Origin of the sequence: Mobilisporobacter senegalensis, assembly GCF_003752155.1 — a bacterium.
GTDB classification, from domain to species: domain Bacteria; phylum Bacillota; class Clostridia; order Lachnospirales; family Lachnospiraceae; genus Mobilisporobacter; species Mobilisporobacter senegalensis.
On record NZ_RJVG01000014.1, the window covers coordinates 35059 to 51964 of the forward strand.

At 34.4% G+C, this 16906-nt stretch carries 10 protein-coding genes; 2 read left to right on the plus strand and 8 right to left on the minus strand.

The annotated features are described in order from the left end of the window. Positions 1–366 precede the first annotated feature (366 nt). The 3 genes from ptsP to EDD66_RS16665 all read right to left on the minus strand — a co-directional run bounded on the left by ptsP (position 367) and on the right by EDD66_RS16665 (position 4074). Positions 367–2022 (minus strand): phosphoenolpyruvate--protein phosphotransferase, encoded by a 1656-nt coding sequence (gene ptsP, locus EDD66_RS16655; RefSeq protein WP_123610723.1) that lies wholly within the window; start codon positions 2020–2022, stop codon positions 367–369. Between the two features lie 366 nt (positions 2023–2388). Then, positions 2389–3267 (minus strand): Hsp33 family molecular chaperone HslO, encoded by an 879-nt coding sequence (gene hslO, locus EDD66_RS16660; protein WP_123610724.1) that lies wholly within the window; start codon positions 3265–3267, stop codon positions 2389–2391. Between the two features lie 27 nt (positions 3268–3294). Then, positions 3295–4074 (minus strand): class I SAM-dependent DNA methyltransferase, encoded by a 780-nt coding sequence (locus EDD66_RS16665; RefSeq protein ID WP_123610758.1) that lies wholly within the window; start codon positions 4072–4074, stop codon positions 3295–3297. 244 nt (positions 4075–4318) lie between these two features. On the opposite strand from EDD66_RS16665, the gene EDD66_RS16670 reads away from it, so the two are divergent. Together EDD66_RS16670 and EDD66_RS16675 are read left to right on the plus strand one after the other, a co-directional pair. Next, positions 4319–6022, plus strand: a complete 1704-nt coding sequence (locus EDD66_RS16670) for a S8 family peptidase (protein WP_123610725.1) — start codon at positions 4319–4321, stop codon at positions 6020–6022. Positions 6023–6061: 39 nt separating this feature from the next. Continuing rightward, positions 6062–7756 carry a S8 family peptidase gene (locus tag EDD66_RS16675; protein ID WP_123610726.1) on the plus strand — a complete coding sequence of 565 codons (1695 nt, stop codon included), beginning with the start codon at positions 6062–6064 and terminating at the stop codon, positions 7754–7756. A 48-nt stretch (positions 7757–7804) separates the two neighbouring features. Here EDD66_RS16675 and EDD66_RS16680 read toward each other — a convergent pair whose 3' ends face one another. The 5 genes from EDD66_RS16680 to EDD66_RS16700 all read right to left on the minus strand — a co-directional run bounded on the left by EDD66_RS16680 (position 7805) and on the right by EDD66_RS16700 (position 16892). Continuing rightward, positions 7805–9931 carry a methyl-accepting chemotaxis protein gene (locus EDD66_RS16680; RefSeq protein WP_123610727.1) on the minus strand — a complete coding sequence of 709 codons (2127 nt, stop codon included), beginning with the start codon at positions 9929–9931 and terminating at the stop codon, positions 7805–7807. Positions 9932–9998: 67 nt separating this feature from the next. Beyond that, positions 9999–11348 carry an FAD-dependent oxidoreductase gene (locus EDD66_RS16685; RefSeq protein WP_123610728.1) on the minus strand — a complete coding sequence of 450 codons (1350 nt, stop codon included), beginning with the start codon at positions 11346–11348 and terminating at the stop codon, positions 9999–10001. Between the two features lie 4 nt (positions 11349–11352). Continuing rightward, positions 11353–12498: a glycerate kinase gene (locus tag EDD66_RS16690; RefSeq protein WP_123610729.1), complete on the minus strand. Its 1146-nt coding sequence runs from the start codon at positions 12496–12498 to the stop codon at positions 11353–11355. A gap of 18 nt (positions 12499–12516) precedes the next feature. After that, positions 12517–14901 carry a hypothetical protein gene (locus EDD66_RS16695; RefSeq protein ID WP_123610730.1) on the minus strand — a complete coding sequence of 795 codons (2385 nt, stop codon included), beginning with the start codon at positions 14899–14901 and terminating at the stop codon, positions 12517–12519. Positions 14902–14999: 98 nt separating this feature from the next. Further along, positions 15000–16892, minus strand: a complete 1893-nt coding sequence (locus EDD66_RS16700) for a sigma 54-interacting transcriptional regulator (RefSeq protein WP_123610731.1) — start codon at positions 16890–16892, stop codon at positions 15000–15002. Between the last annotated feature and the right edge of the window lie 14 nt (positions 16893–16906).

Consider the following 16906-nt stretch of genomic DNA (forward strand, 5'->3'; position numbering starts at 1 on the left):
TTCTTTATATTGTACATATTCGCCAAATACTTCGTGCTTGGCTCACTACTTTCATTATATCATGAACAAGTTCATGATCTTGTTGCATTCGCCAAATACTTCGTGCTTGGCTCATTGCCTTCATTATATCATACAGTTTTCTGAAAATGAATAGAATTTTCCTATATGTTATGAACTTACTTATTAAAATTAATTATTTTATCTATTATAGGATAACAGTAAGTAAAATCCAAAAAATCAGCATATAATAATCCCGCTCTATTATTTACCAGCGGAATCATTATTGCATTCCGTCTTAATAGATATAAAATGGATCATTATATGCTGATATTATCTCTTAACTTATTGTTTGTTATTATTCCAAAATCAAATTTTCTCTAAGATACTATTTTTCACTTCATCTACGTTGGTTTCTCTTACTTTCTTTCTAAGTCCCAAAATCAATGAAGGAGAAACTGATAATTCATCAATTCCCATACTTAAGAAAGTTTCTGTTAAAGATAAATCTGATGCAAGTTCCCCGCAAATACCCATCCAAATACCATTTGCATGCGCATTATCTGCTACCATCTTTATCATCCTTAGAACACCTCTATGATGAGAATCATAAATCTTATCTAATTTTGGATTTTGACGGTCAATTGCCAGAGTATATTGTGTTAAATCATTCGTTCCTATACTAAAGAAATCCACTTCTTTTGCAAGAAGATCACTGATCATTACCGCTGCCGGAGTTTCAATCATAATGCCAAGTTCAACATCTGAGAAAGGAATTCCCTGTTCTTTTAATTCTTCTTTTACTTCTTCCACGATTTCTTTAATCTCAAGTACTTCTGATACAGAAATAATCATTGGAAACATAATAGAGATTTTACCATAAGCGGATGCTCTGTATAAAGCACGAAGCTGTGTCTTAAATATTTCTTTACGATCTAAGCAGATACGGATTGCACGGTATCCCATTGCAGGATTTTCTTCATGCTCCATATTAAAATAGTCTACTTGCTTGTCTGCTCCAATGTCTAAGGTACGAATAATCACTTTTTTACCTGCCATATTCTCTGCTACTGTTTTATATACGATAAATTGTTCTTCTTCCGTTGGATAATCATTCTTCTCCAGATATAAGAACTCACTGCGGAATAAACCAATCCCACCTGCATCATTCTTAAGTACATTAGCAACATCATTGGCATTACCAATATTCGCATAAATCTTAATCTTTTTACCATCAAGGGTTACATTCTCTTTCCCCTTTAATTGGAGTAATAAAGCTTTCTTTTCCAAATCTTCTGCTTGTTTTTTCTTCATCTTTGCCAATGTTTCTTCATCTGGATCTACATATACAGTGCCTGTAAATCCATCAACGATTGCAAAGACACCATCATATTCTTCATTTAATTCCATATTTACACTGATCAGGGCAGGAATGTTCATAGTTCTGGCAAGGATTGCTGTATGGGAATTCGTTGAACCTAATTGAGTTACAAATGCGAGTACTTTGTCCTTATCAAGTTGAACAGTTTCACTAGGTGCTAAATCATCTGCCAGTATAATCACAGGTTCTGTTGTATTAATAACTTGTTGTGATCCTCCAGAAAGCACTGTAAGAATCCTTTCAGAAATATCTTTAATATCTGCTGCACGTTCTTTCATATATGCATCTTCCATAGATGAAAAAATCTTAGCAAAATTATCTCCTGTGGTTCCTACTGCATATTCTGCATTCACACTTTGAGTTTTTATAATATTTATAATAGAATCCAGATAATCTACATCTTCCAACATCATCTGATGTACTTCAAAAATAGCGGCATTTGCTTCTCCTACCTCAGCAAGTGCCCTGTTATAAAGTTCTTTTAATTGTTCTATTGCCGTTACTTTTGCTTCTTTAAAGCGTTTTAATTCAGCTGGAATATCCTCAATACGATTTCTTTTTATTTGGTTCTGCTTTCTCCTATAAAGGGATATCTTACCGATTGCAACTCCTCCAAAAACCCCTTTACCATTAAATACCTGCATATGTAACTCCTTTCCCACATTCACTCTTCATATTTTCGTTACTCTATCTGATGACTGCCATCTGTGACACTTCCTATTTTTAAAGAGGAAAATAACAGCCGCTGCGTCCCTGGATAAGTAAAGCTAAAATTCAGTTATGGTTCAAATCACATCTGAATTAAGCTTCACTCTATTTTATACATATTTAACAAATTCTATTTCTTACATTCGTTAATATTACTATAATCTACTTTATACGTCAAGAGATAGATATATTCCTAATTTTTGTGATTGTTCCTCATTTTTACAAAATCACATAATTTATACTATTTTGAAGAATGTAACCATGTTGGTATTACACCAATTACACGCTTACATTCTCCTTGGTTATTTGCTTCTCTTGATAATTTCTTTTAGTTCATTTACTTCAAAATTATAATGTGTATTACAAAAATGACAATTTACTTCAATTGGTTTATCTTCAGCGATCATTTCCCCAATTTCTTTTTTACCAATACTTACGATTGCTTTTTCAACTCTTTCTTTCGTACAATTACAATGGAATTTTGTTTGGATTGTATCAAGTATATCTAAGCCAAATTCTCCAAGAATATATTCTAATATCATCTCTGGAGTTTTATTCTCATCTAACAGGCTTGTGATGGATGTAATCTCACCAATCTTCTTTTCTAATTTATCGACAATTGCTTCCTCTGCAAATGGCATAAGCTGAATGATAAATCCCCCTGCCTGTTTTACTGTATTGTCTTTATTCATAAGAACACCCAGTGCAACCGAGGAAGGTACCTGCTCAGAAGTTGCATAATAGTAAGTTAAATCTTCTGCTATTTCTCCTGATACGAGATGAGTTTGTCCTGTATATGGTTCTTTTAATCCCATATCTTTAATTACACTGAGAACACCAAGATCCAAAGCTTTGCCTACATCCAATTTTCCTTGTGGATTTGGTGGAAGCATAACCTCCGGATTAAACACATAACCTTTCACATTTGCATTAGAATCGGCAGTTACTGTAAGGCCGCCAATTGGTCCGCTGCATTTTATCTGGAGAGTTAATAGATCTTTTTCACCTTTCATCATACTTCCCATCATACTTCCGGCAGTTAATAATCTTCCCAATGCTGCAGTAGCGATCGGGCTTGTATTATGAACATTTTTTGCATGCTCAACAAGTTCTTTCGTGGTTGCAGCAAATGCTCTGATTTGGTTATTACCGGCTGTTGCTCTAACTATATAATCTGACATTTTATTTCTCCTTTATATGATTGGTTCTTACGTATATTTTTTATTCTCCTGTCTTCCCTCCCTGGCAATAATATAGATTCTCTCACTATTATCTTTAGGTGGATTATGGGTAAATGCATCCAGTGCTGTAATATACAAAAGACCAGCTTCTTCTAATAATTTTTTAATCGTCTCCAATGTATATGCTTTTTGAAAATGTGTCTCATTGAATCGTAGAAAATGATTATTGTCTTCTTTCACGTAGATCGTTAAATCATATTCATTCATCATTTCATCTTCATAATAATAATTATCCCATATAAAACTACAATCTTCTCGATTCTCAGCAATTGTATTATCTGCTAAAATTGCAGAATATTTATATACTGTATTTAGATCAAAAATGAATATTCCCTTTGCATCAAGATAATTATTCACTAATTTAAAAACTCTGAGCAGATCTTCTTCAGATACAATATAATTTATGCTATCACATATGCTGACAATTGCGGATACTGTTCCGTAAAGTTCAAATTCTCTCATATCCTGCAATAGATACAAAATACTGCTTTCTTTTCCTGAAGAGTTTCTTGCTTTCTCCATTGCAATAGATAACATTTCATCTGAATTATCTATTCCAATCATATCATAACCGTTCCTTGCAAGCTCTGTTGTAATATTACCCGTTCCGCATCCAAGGTCTGCTACCAAGCCGTCATTTATATTATATTCTTTTAATAATTCAACAAGATATTCACTCCATTTTTTATACGGTATATTATCCATAAAGGTATCATATACCTTGGCAAATCCAGTGTACGATTCCATTTTTATCATACCTTTCTCTCTGTACTTCAGCTAATTTTAGCAAGTTTTAAGTTATTCGTCAACCAGGATCCATGTGTCCATCATTAATTTTGGCCACAGTTCAGCCATATAAATGCAACAAAGTAAAATAGGTCTCAGGATTGAACTGTAACTTAGTTTTTAGCATATGATAAGAAGGTATAATGAATATTGTTTTTATAAGAACATATATTTAAACATAATATAAATAGGAAGGTGTTAAGTATTGGATCCAGAATGTAAAGAACGAATACTTAGTGATGATTATGCAGCATTAATTGTTGAAAATGATTCCGATCTATCTATAATTATAAATCATCAGGACTATTGCATGGTTCCTATTAATGATGCTTATTCTGTACTCTACACTCCTATTAATATGTTACCTGGTAATCTGATTCAATTATATGGATATGAGATCTATCCTAACTGTTTTGGCTTAATGGATATTGCCAGTTTTGAAGCTTCTGGAATTACAAGGCTACGTGCTATTCCTTCTTTCCAGTTACGAGGGGGCGGTATTCTTATTGGAATTTTTGATACAGGAGTAGAATATACACATAATGCATTTCGCAATGCTGATGGGACAACTAGAATTCATTCTATATGGGATCAGAATATACAAAGCGGCACTCCACCAGAAGGATTTCATTATGGGACAGAATATTTAGCCGAATCAATAAATGAGGCATTACAAAATGAAGATCCCCTGTCTATAGTCCCAAGTACTGATGAAAATGGCCATGGAACTATGGTTGCAGGAATTGCTGCTGGGTCTGTAAATGAACAAAATAATTTTTCTGGAGTCGTTCCAGATGCTGAATTAGTCGTAGTGAAACTAAGACCTGCAAGTAATTTCATAAAAGCTCATTTTGGTATACCTGCAGAAATTACCTGTTATGAAGAAACAGATATACTCATGGCAATGAACTATTTAAACAGTGTATCTGCAAGTTTAAACAGACCCATTTCTGTCTGCTTCTCTCTTGGCACTTTCCAGGGCTCCCACGATGAACGTGGAGTCATAAGTACTTATGTTTCGGCTATGGCAGAGAGGATCGGCGTAGCAATGGTAATTGCAGGAGGCAATGAGGGAAATAGAGGCCATCATTATTTTGGAGAAATACCAAGTGGCCAGGAGTATGACTCATTAGAACTTAATGTTGGTCCGGATGAACAATCCTTTTCCATGGAATTATGGGGATTTTCCCCAAATACTTATTCTATTGATATTCTCTCCCCTTCTGGTGAATATATTCCAAGAATTCCTGCAAGATTGCAGGAGTCAAGGGAAATACGATTTGTTTTTGAAGAAACAGTTATTAATATAGATTATCAAATTATTGAAGAGAGAACTGGGGATCCACTCATATTTATGCGTTTTTTAAGACCAGCTCCAGGAATCTGGCGATTTCGGGTCTATGCTTCCGTACAGATGGCTCAGGTTTATCACATCTGGCTGCCTATACAGGATTTTTTGACTTCTCAGACTACTTTCGTTACTCCTAATAATGATACTACCTTAACATCCCCTGGCAATACTCTTCTTCCAATTGTAGTCACCACATATGATCATGTTACCGGAAGTATATATATTAATGCAGGCCGTGGATATACAAGAAATAATAGTATCAGTCCGGACTTTGCTGCTCCGGGAGTAAACCTCACTGTACCCACATTAAATAATTCTTATGGGACTGCTACAGGAAGCAGCCTTGCTGCAGCCCATACTGCGGGAGTGGCTGCCATGTTTTTAGAATGGGGATTATCAAGAGGTAATTTATTAACCACTGTAGATATTAGGAATATATTAATTCGTGGTGCCAGACGTACTCCTGGAACAGTATATCCTAACAGGGAATGGGGCTATGGCATTCTGGATGTTTATGGAGCGTTTGAAAGTTTTAGAGGTGATATAAGTAATATTTAATCATATAATAATATAGATATATATAAGGAGTATTATGCATTGAGCAACCACTGCAAAGAACAAATACTTAGTGAAGATTATTTTGATTTTAATATTGAATATAATAGTACTTTTACAGCAGAAATGACTGATCCGAATATATGCTATACTACTATCAATAATACTTTTTCTGTTGCCCATGTTCCTAATAGTCTGGTAACACCTTCTCTTATACAGACATTCGGGTACCGTATTTATCCTTCCTGTCTCGGGTTATTGGATATTGGAAGTATTGAGGCTTCCAATATAACCAGAGTTCGTGGGATTCCTACTTTAAATCTATTGGGAAGCGGAGTATTAGTTGGTATTATAGATACCGGAATTGAATATACTCATAATGCTTTTCGTTATGCAGATGGCACTTCTAAAATCGCCTCTATCTGGGATCAAACGATTCAAAGCGATTCCACACCTGCGGGCTTTTCCTATGGTACGGAATACCTTCGGGCCCAGATAAATGAAGCTTTGCAAAATGAAAATCCATTATCCATTGTGCCTAGTACGGATACAGATGGACATGGTACCTTTCTTGCTGGTATTGCTGCCGGCATGAGAGATGATTCTAATAATTTTACCGGTGTTGCTCCTGATTCCGAACTACTGGTAGTCAAACTTAAGCAGGCTAAAAATAATATAAGAGATTTTTATCATATTTCTCACGAAGTAACTTGTTTTCAAGATAATGATATTATGCTTGGAGTGGAATATCTCCATCGCAAAGCAATAGAATTCCAGCGGCCGATAGCTATCTGTCTGGGACTTGGAACTTCTCTTGGATCTCATGATGGAAGAGCTATATTAAGTAGATATCTTTCTTCTGTTGCGGATCAAAATGGAGTTGCGCTTGTAATTGCTGGTGGTAATGAAGGCAATACCGGTCACCATTTTTTTGGAGAAGTGACTTCTGCTGAAGACTTTGAAACTGTTGAACTGACAGTCGGCCCCAATGAACTTGGCTTTACAATGCAATTATGGGGTAGGCCTCCCAATACTTATTCCATTGATATTTTATCTCCAACAGGAGAATATATTCCCAGAATTCCTGCCAGACTTGGAGAGAGCAGGGTAATCCGGTTTGTCTTTGAGCAGACCATTATCAATATAGATTATTTTTTGGTAGAATCACAAACGGGTGATGAATTAATCCTCATGAGATTTCAACGACCTACAGAGGGAATCTGGCGTTTTCGGGTTTATACCAACCTGGATATTGATTCCTCCTTTCATATTTGGCTTCCTCTGTCAAATTTTACAAGCGAAGGAACGTCTTTTACATCGTCCAATCCTGACACTACATTGACCGAACCTGCCAATGCTTTAGTTCCAATTGTAGTCACAGCATATAATTATACAAATCAGAATCTTTACATAAATAATAGCAGAGGGTTTACCAGAGATAACCGATTCCATCCCGATTTCGTCGCCCCAGGTGTCAATTTAATTGGTCCTGCATTACAGAATGGCTATACAACAAGATCCGGAACCAGTATAGCTGCGGCACATACCGCCGGTGTTTCTGCTTTGCTATTGGAATGGGGGCTTGTAAATAATAATTTTGTAAGGTTGGATAGTGTGGAAATTGATAACTTTTTAAAGCGGGGTGCCAGAAGAGATCCATCTGTAACATATCCTAGTACTTCCTGGGGATTTGGTATCCTAGATCTTTTCAATACCTTTAATAGTTTTAGAGAATAGAAAAAAGCGAATAACTTGTTCGCTTTTTTCTTTCATATAATTATGAGTTTATACCACCTTAAAAGATTTAATAGAATGATTAAGATTACTCATTGAATCCGTTAATCGGTTTGATAAATCATATAATTTTTCAACAGTATTTTTTTGCTCATCACTTAAAGCATTGATTTCCTCAGTCGATGCTGCAGATTCCTGGGTAACCGCAGCTATATTATCAATCTTTTCTACCATCTCATCCCTCAGTGATTTCATACTTTGAACTTTATCATTTACTTGTTCCAGATCAAATCCCATTGTTTTTAAAGAATCTATAATATCAAAAAATATTTGATGCACTTTATTTACAGCTTCTTCTTGACTTGAAAAAATATTGTTTGATTTATTTACTAATTTTACTGTATACTGTGTTTTTAATTCTATAGTATTTAAAGCTTCACGTACATTAACTGTTGAACTTTTAGATTGTTCTGCTAAATTTCTGACTTCATTTGCGACAACCGCAAAACCCTTGCCAGCTTCCCCTGCTCTTGCAGCTTCAATGCTGGCATTTAGTGCTAAAAGGTTCGTTTGTTCACTGATACCATCAACCAGTTTCATAATATCTTCAATATTATGTGTTAGTTTACTTAAACCTAAAATACTGGTTTGAATCTGAGAAGATATTTCAATGGAAGATTCCATGGTATTGCTTAGCAATTTCATACTATCTGTCGCTATTTGAATCATATCTTTAGCACCCTGATTACGCTCAAAGATTGTATTGGTTTTATGTATCACTTCTTGAATATTTTCAGATAAAAAACTCATTGAGGCTGCGCTTTGCTGAGTATCTTCTGCTTGATGAGTAGTACCCTGTGCTATTTCTTCTATTGAAACAGCAAGTTGTTCAAATGTTTCTGCCGATTGTTTTGTGGAGGAACGTAACACAATACTGTCATCCAAAGTACTTACAATAACAGATTGTGTATCATTTAAAAGTTTACGTATATTGCTTATCATATGATTAAAACTGCCGCAAAGATCAGTTATTTCATCATTTCCCTTTTCATCAATCATTACAGTAAGGTCTCCATCTTCAGCCTGCTTCATAAGTTTCATAAGTTTTATGATAGGTGTTGAAAATCCTTTTGCAAATATTGTTCCCACAATAACAGCAAGTAACCCTACGATTAATATAAGAACCCAAATGAAAAAGACTGAAGCATCCAATTGGGTAGTTAATGATTTTTCGGGAATTTCGGCTATGACATTCCATTTATTAGACAGCTTTGAATAAGTAACTAGTTTTTTATCTGTTCTAGCAGTTCCAAATTCGATTTCCTTATCGATTGAACTTAATATATTATCCTCTACAACTTCTTTCAAAGAATCTTTAGTAAAGATCAGTTTACCATTTTCATCAGCAATATATATCCCAGAATCTTTCAAAAGTATGATTTCATTTAGAATTTGATCTATCCTCTCCATGTTAACATCAATAACTAAAGTGCAATTAATATTTTGCGAAGATACTTTCTTAATAAAGAAAAGTTTATCTGTTGCACTTCCTAAGCCTTTAACCCACATAGACTGATTTTCTACCTTGATATCTTTAGTAGAAAGTAAATCTTCATTTGCCACTTGTGGAATTTGACCAATTATCTCAGAATCATTTAAGATCAGGGCAGCATTGCTTATATTCTTATCCATGGTTCCTAAATATAATAATTTTTGCTGAATCTCTTTTGATGCGTATAATTTTTTTAATGAATCATAAGAAATATAATCAGCCAGCAAATCATTTTGAACAATATTAACAACTGCACCTTGAGTTACACTGGTATTAATTGTTTCAAGAAATGAATCTACATTTGAAGATACCTGTTTTACTAATTCTATAGCTAATTTCTGGCTGGTTTGGCTTAATGCTCCTTTTGATATGGAATAAGATATAATATTGACCACAAGAACAGGAATAATGGCAAATAGTATACAGATACTTATAAGCTTGATTTTAATAGGCACTCTTTTATTAGAAAAAATATTCTGAATATGAAAGATTTTTCTGGTTTGCTTATCTTCTCTTACTTTTCTCCTATGAGACTTTATCTTATTTATGAACTTGCTTTTTGGCTTATCTTTTGTGCTGTTTAACATAATAACTCCTTTACAATAAACAATATTTATATTTTTCATATAAATATTGTTCCCCTCTTAAACTATGATTGAAATGTACTATTAAAATAACTTTAGATTTTATTTCTCATAATATTACATCTTGTTCCATTAACTTTTCTTGAAGTTCTCTAATATCTATCTCTGATACTTTTTTGTTTTGTAGTGCACAAAGTGCTGCTGCAGTTCCTGCTGCCTGCCCTAATGCAAATACTGTTGGAGTTGTTCGAATGGCTGCTTGAGCCTCAAAAGATGCAGACACGCATCTTCCAGCAACTAACATATTATCCATTTTATCTGAATACAGTATTTCATATGGTAATTCATAAGAATAATTTGGATCTGATAAGAATGCACTTTCAGTACCTGCACCACTTGGATTATGAATATCAATAGGATATGCACTTAAACAAATCTTTGTTGAAAATGATCTATGGGATAAAATATCTTCTGCTGTTAATGTGTATACCCCTACAAGTTGCCTGGAACTTCTGGCTCCGATTTTAGGCCCTGTATATTCCATGATAGCTTTTTCAAAACCTGGAATTTCATTGTGTAAAAACCGGTCTAGTTCAAAACACTGTTTCCGCCCTATTTGTTCTGCTTTCGTAAGATCAAACGCATTGGTTGGATCTAATCCAATAACACGGGTTGTATTTACTATTACTTCACCGGGAATATTGGTTTCAAAGAATAATAATTCTTCTCTGGGTATGGATAGCTCATTACGGTTTATTGCATCTTTTATTTGTTTTGAAAAGCCCGCAACTGCCATTGGTTCTGATGACCGAATCAATTCTTCCTTACCAGTTAATCTGGGAAATTCTTCTATATGTTCTAATATATAAGACTTTAATTTTTCTATATTTATATTGCTATATTTTACATTCATAGTCATTGGCTGCATTTGACCATCAATTTTACGCCCTTTTGTCATTAAAACACCCGACATGGCAGCTAAATCACCATCACCTGTAGCATCAATAAAAATTTTACCTTGGATTTTGGAAATGCCATCACAATTACTTACTATAATTTCTCTAATTTTTCCTTCTTCATAAAAGGCTTTGGCTACAGAAGTATGAAATAGTACTTGAACATTCTCTTCCTCCATCATTTCATCCAATACTAATTTAAGGATTTCACTGGAAAATGGTGTCGTATAACTAACATATCCAGTAGTATCTTTGATATGACCACAGCTCCCGTTTTTAGAAATCAAACGACTGACAATTTCTTCTCCGATTCCTTTGATGATTTGATTCTTCCCAGCAAAGTAAGTCATCATTGGACCAACGCCACATAACGTTAAACTTCCTCCAAGATAACCACATTCTTCAATCAAAAAAGTTTTCGCACCATTCCTTGCCGCTGCAATTGCTGCTGCACAACCTGCAACTCCTCCTCCTGCTATACAGACATCATACTTTGAATTCATTCTACTATATCCTTTCTTCCATAGTTAAAATTAGTCGAAAGACCTGCTCAACAGTATTTTTAATATTATCTTTCGCAACTGTTGTTTCCATTGCTTTTTCTAATGTCATAGGCATCTGCATTATAGAAAAATAAGCATCAATTCCAACCTCATTGCATTTATAAGCCTCTTTGGTTACTCCCCCCGCAAAGGCTATAACCTTCTTGCCATGCTTTTTAGCAAGTTTTGCAACGCCTATTGGTGCTTTCCCCATAGCTGTCTGGAAATCCAGTTTTCCTTCACCTGTAATTACAAAATCTGCATCTGCTATTTCTTCTTCTATCTGAATCGCATTCAGTATAATGTCTATTCCTGGCTGTAATTGACCATTTAAAAAGGCTAAGAATGCAAAACCAAGTCCACCTGCTGCTCCACTTCCTGGATGATTTTTGAAATCTTTTTTTATGATATTTTCTGTGACTTGGGAATAATGATCAAGTCCTTTATCTAATCTTTCTACCATACCTGAATCAGCTCCTTTTTGTGGTCCAAAAACATAGGAAGCTCCGTTCGCTCCACACAAAGGATTGATCACATCACATGCTATCTGGAAAGTACATTCTTTCAATAACGGATTCAAATGATCTATATTTATGGAATCAAGAATTTCTAAATCCTTAGCAGAAACATTATGTAATTGTTTACTTCCTGCGAAAAACTCCACTCCCAACGCTTCCAGCATTCCGATTCCTCCATCATTGGTTGCACTTCCTCCTATACCAACAATAAATTTTCTGCACCCCTGTTTAATCGCGTCTAAAATTACTTCTCCTACTCCGTAGGTAGAAGCAACCAAAGGATTCCTCTTTTCTGGGTGAACTAAAGTGATTCCCGCAGCACCTGCCATCTCAATAATAGCCGTTCTACTTTGCTGTAAAATTCCATACGTACATTCTATTGTGTCACCTAAGGGTCCTTTTACATTTACTTTTTGAAAAGTTCCCCCCATTCCTGCCGTCAACGCATCCACTGTTCCTTCTCCACCATCTGCCAATGGTTTTACAATCACATTAGCATCTGTAACTTTTAAGATGGCTTCTTTAATGGCGTTACCTGCCTCCATAGAGCTTAAACTTCCCTTTAGCGAATCTATTGCAACTACTACTTTCATTGAAACACCTCTTTTCTATTACTTGATCTGTATATATGCGGCCAAATCCTTTTCAATCCCAAATCTCACAAAACTATAGTTATCACTTAATGTTTTAGTTGGAAAATGTGATGGATCAGCAAAGTTTTTTACTCCTTTATATTGATCTGGTGAAATCACTTTATAATCTCCTCCGAGATAATGATGAGGTCCATATGTATTATATGTACTGGGATAGCAAGTAACCTCAAGCACATGTTGTCCTGGAATAATTTCTAATGGAATAGACCAGTCCTTATCATAAATAAAACAGCATTTACCATCTATATTTATTTTTAATAGGTCTGCATATACGCCTAATATACGTAAACTGCCAGCTGGTAGAATATCCGTATTAGAAAACTCCTTCCTGAGGGTAATATTCGTACCAAGAAATGGATAACCACTTTTTATAAAATTCTCATTTGTTATCTTTGCTTTCGTTCCTGACAGGTAAAATGGGCCCGGAGTAATAATTTCTCGTTTCCTTCTTATTTCATAATCTGTTTCACTTAATACAAGAAAATCGCCTCTTACATAAACAAATGGTTGCTTCTGGCAGTCCTTTTCATTTTTTATTTCAATATTCCAGGAAGTAGTTCTGGCTAATTCGTCTGGTACATGATATATAATTCTATTACTTTGTTTATCTGGTTCTAAAAAAATCCCATTAAAATGAAGACTTTCTAACATATCACTACTATTAATATAGAGGTTTTTTATATCTTTTTCGTTTTTAACTTTTAATGAACATTCAAAAATCTTGGATTTTTTATTCTGAAAGGAAAGTAATAGCTGATTTTCACCATTGCTGATATATTTCCAAGGAGATTGACTCAGTGAAACTTTTTTATGATTTATTTTATGATTCTTACGATAATCTCTTTGTTTCAGACTTTCTCTTGCCATAAGGTAATCTTTATTCTTAATAACATCTAATATCTCTTTATTATTCCAACAGCATCCATTTCCCAGAATTACTTTTTCATAGGTCATATGCCCAAGATTTAGTCCATTTGGAGTTACTCTTGCATATTCCTCTATTATTTTTTCTTCTGTAACATCAAACCGTATCTGTTGTTCATAGCATGTCTGAATGAATCCGATAAATTCGTTAGAAATTCTTCCGGAGAGGGTATTCGGCACATTTGTACCATCATGTTCGTTTATTTCCATAGAATCTTGTGGTTTAAAGCCTGCCATGACCCCTCTTGTGGGTGCAACAATTAGGAATAGAGGTTTTTTCTCCTCTTCCTTTTTAAATTCCTTCCCCCACCGCCTTATCTCTTCTATTATTTGCGAAAAACAATCTTTCCAATTTATATGTAATGGTAATGATGGAGGCCAATCTCTAATTGCTTCTCCATCTAATTGATATTGCTGCAGATGTAATACAAAAGTTTGAATCCCACATCTGATTAACCACTTTATATAGTTCGTAAAATCTTCCGGAGTCAATCCCCAGCCACTTCCTCCAATTGCTTCGCAAAGACTTTCCCCATTATAGAATTGCTTTGCAATTGAACTTGCTATCCTTGGATAATATCCATTACCTGGATATCTTTCTAATGCATCAACTGCTGGGACTGATACATTTTTTAATATTTGATAGCAGGAACTGCTATATGATATTTGGAAAAATGGGGTTTCTTCTCCTTTCACATGAGCCGTATATTTTTTCCCATAACAAGCACACCACTCATGAATTGGCTGATAAAAGCTTTTCACAAGCAGTTCATTTAAGGTTTCCCAATATCTGACTCTAACTTCTTCACAACCCGCTCCATCATTAAATAATAGTTCCCATGAATCTTCAATTTTTTCCTTATATTTCTCTTCATATACTTGTGAATAATTTTCGCACCATGGTACACCTCCAATGGAGACGGATACACCATGTCCATCTAAGTATCCTACTTCATCGCTAAAAAAACCTTCTACATAATCGAAAGCATTTTTTGTCAATCCCTTACGATATTCTTCATATGTAAATTCTAAGAATAACCGTCCTGCATAGGGATCTAGTGAACTAATCTCATTTTTAGATGAAATTTTTATTCCTTCATCTGTTTTTATTAAATATAAGCATCTTGCTTCTGGATATTTTTTGTGAACCAGGCCGCCAGCTCTTCCAGAAGGCCATCCATTTTCATCATAAATCCAAAAACACATATTTAAAGATTTGGCATATAATATTAATTCTGAAAGAATATTCATATATTTTTTACTTAAATAGTCCGGATTTCCCGGGTAATTTCTTGGTTGAAATACTACTCCATTTAATCCACAGTTATACATTTCTAACAATTGGCATTTCATTTTATTAAGGTTAAGACTATCGTTAATTGCCCAAAAACTAAGAAATTTAATTTTTTCTTCTTTCATTCCTAGCCTCCCCTGATTTTTATATCTAATAATTTCATTTACTAGATTAAGATTACTATCAAATTATAGTCATATATTATCTCTAATTTTTAGCATCTTCACTTATACTTTTTTTCGATCCCATATTTCTTAATATAACGCCATAATGTTGTAGTACTGATTTTTAATTCGTCTGCAGCTTTAAGACGATTCCCACTATATTTATCTAAAGCTTTAATAATTGGTATTGCTCTCGGATCTTGAATTTCTTCTAATTCTGAAAAATTTTCTTTCTTCTTTACATTCGTATACATCTGATTTAATAATCTGCGAATAATATGCTCGTCCAATTTTCTTTGTTTTGTAGTTAATATTAAACGTTCACAGAAACTCTCCAACTGAATTAGATTTCCGTTCCAGGAAAAAGTCTTAATCATTTTCTTACCTTCATCAGATAAAATATAATATCTGGAATAACGCTGCATATACTCTTTAATATATTTTGTTGCATACATTTCAATATCTTCTTTACGTTCAGCAAGTGGTGGAATATACAAATAAAGACCTGATAAGCAGTAATACAAATCTGCCCGAAACTTATTTTCTTTTATCTTAAAAGCTAAATCATCGGTGCTTGAAACAATCAACCTTACATCCAACATGGTTATTTTCTCTGCTCCCTCTTGAATTAGAGCCTTTTTCATAATGGTTTGGAATAAAAGTACCTGATTATGATAGCTTAACTGTTCTATCTCCTGGATGTATACCGTTCCCCTACGACCGGTAATCAAAGCTCCTTGAAAATCTTTTTCTGTACCAAACAACATTTTTGCTTGTTCGGCTTCAGATAATCCACCACAATTAACTGTAATGAAAGGGCCTGTCTTTCGAATACTATTATTATGAATGCAAGCTGCCAGAATGTCTTTTTCTGTACCTGTATCACCTTCAATCAAAACAGGGTTATTGGATTGAGAGAATACTTTGGCAAGCAAAATAACTTCTTCCATTTGGATAGATGCTAGTTCCAAATCCTCAAATCTATTTTTAGCAACATAACCTTTCAGATACATCTCTTGCAGTTTATCATTTCCAATTCTTGCTGCTCCAGACAGCCTGTGACAGTAAAGAATTGCTCCTTCAATAACATCATTCACTTTTATAGGAATTAGCGTAATAGAAAGACTCTGATTATTTTGCTGGATAAGTGTAGAATAATCTTCTCTTGTATTAAGCAACACGTTCTCAACCTTCTGGTGTTCTATATCAGTTAAGATATCCCAGATGTATCTATCCATAACGTCATTTTTATTAATACCAAGTAACTCTTCCATCACAGGATTCATCATGACAATTTGTCCGCTTAAATTAAGTTTAATAATTCCATTAAAAGAATACTCTGTTAATACTTCAATATTAGCATTATTTCGTTTCTCTACTTCCTGAGCGTATTTCATTCGATTGGCAGTTTCAATTGCAACCTTAATGGAATCTTCCGTGGAACTTAAAAACATGCATTGTATCTGTGCCATCTCTGCTTCTAAACAAGCCATATCTCCGCCAATGATTAAATCTAGATTTGCATCAACCGCATGCCCTATGATTTGATGAAAATCCTGATCTTTTTCTGCAAGAAAGCACTGTAAATCCACATCAAAAATCTGACCAAAATATGTCATATCGCAAAACATGTTTTTCATTCCCACAATGCCAATTTTAGGCTTTGAGGTCTTAATACGTTTTTTAGCTTCAACAATCAATAAAGAAATTTCCTGCCCGGTTAATGTAATCTCAACTACAGGGATTTTAGTGAATCTCTTTATTATTTGCGCTTGTATGCCACGAGCAATAATGATACTCGCTCCATTGGACACTACCCGATAAGCCTCATTAACAATATTGGAAGTATGAACATACTTAACTTCATCTATTTCATAATCTTCTTTTTCTAACAAACGTTCAACATCTCTTAACATTTTTTCCTGTGGTACAAAAATTACAATTCCAGACATGCATTATCCTCCTA

What these genes read in the sequence shown, in the direction of transcription:
- EDD66_RS16690 (WP_123610729.1), bottom strand. Translation starts at nt 12,498, where the DNA reads ATGAAAGTAGTAGTTGCAATAGATTCGCTAAAGGGAAGTTTAAGCTCT.
- EDD66_RS16695 (WP_123610730.1), bottom strand. Translation starts at nt 14,901, where the DNA reads ATGAAAGAAGAAAAAATTAAATTTCTTAGTTTTTGGGCAATTAACGAT.
- ptsP (WP_123610723.1), bottom strand. Translation starts at nt 2,022, where the DNA reads ATGCAGGTATTTAATGGTAAAGGGGTTTTTGGAGGAGTTGCAATCGGT.
- EDD66_RS16680 (WP_123610727.1), bottom strand. Translation starts at nt 9,931, where the DNA reads ATGAAAAATATAAATATTGTTTATTGTAAAGGAGTTATTATGTTAAAC.
- hslO (WP_123610724.1), bottom strand. Translation starts at nt 3,267, where the DNA reads ATGTCAGATTATATAGTTAGAGCAACAGCCGGTAATAACCAAATCAGA.
- EDD66_RS16685 (WP_123610728.1), bottom strand. Translation starts at nt 11,348, where the DNA reads ATGAATTCAAAGTATGATGTCTGTATAGCAGGAGGAGGAGTTGCAGGT.
- EDD66_RS16700 (WP_123610731.1), bottom strand. Translation starts at nt 16,892, where the DNA reads ATGTCTGGAATTGTAATTTTTGTACCACAGGAAAAAATGTTAAGAGAT.
- EDD66_RS16665 (WP_123610758.1), bottom strand. Translation starts at nt 4,074, where the DNA reads ATGGAATCGTACACTGGATTTGCCAAGGTATATGATACCTTTATGGAT.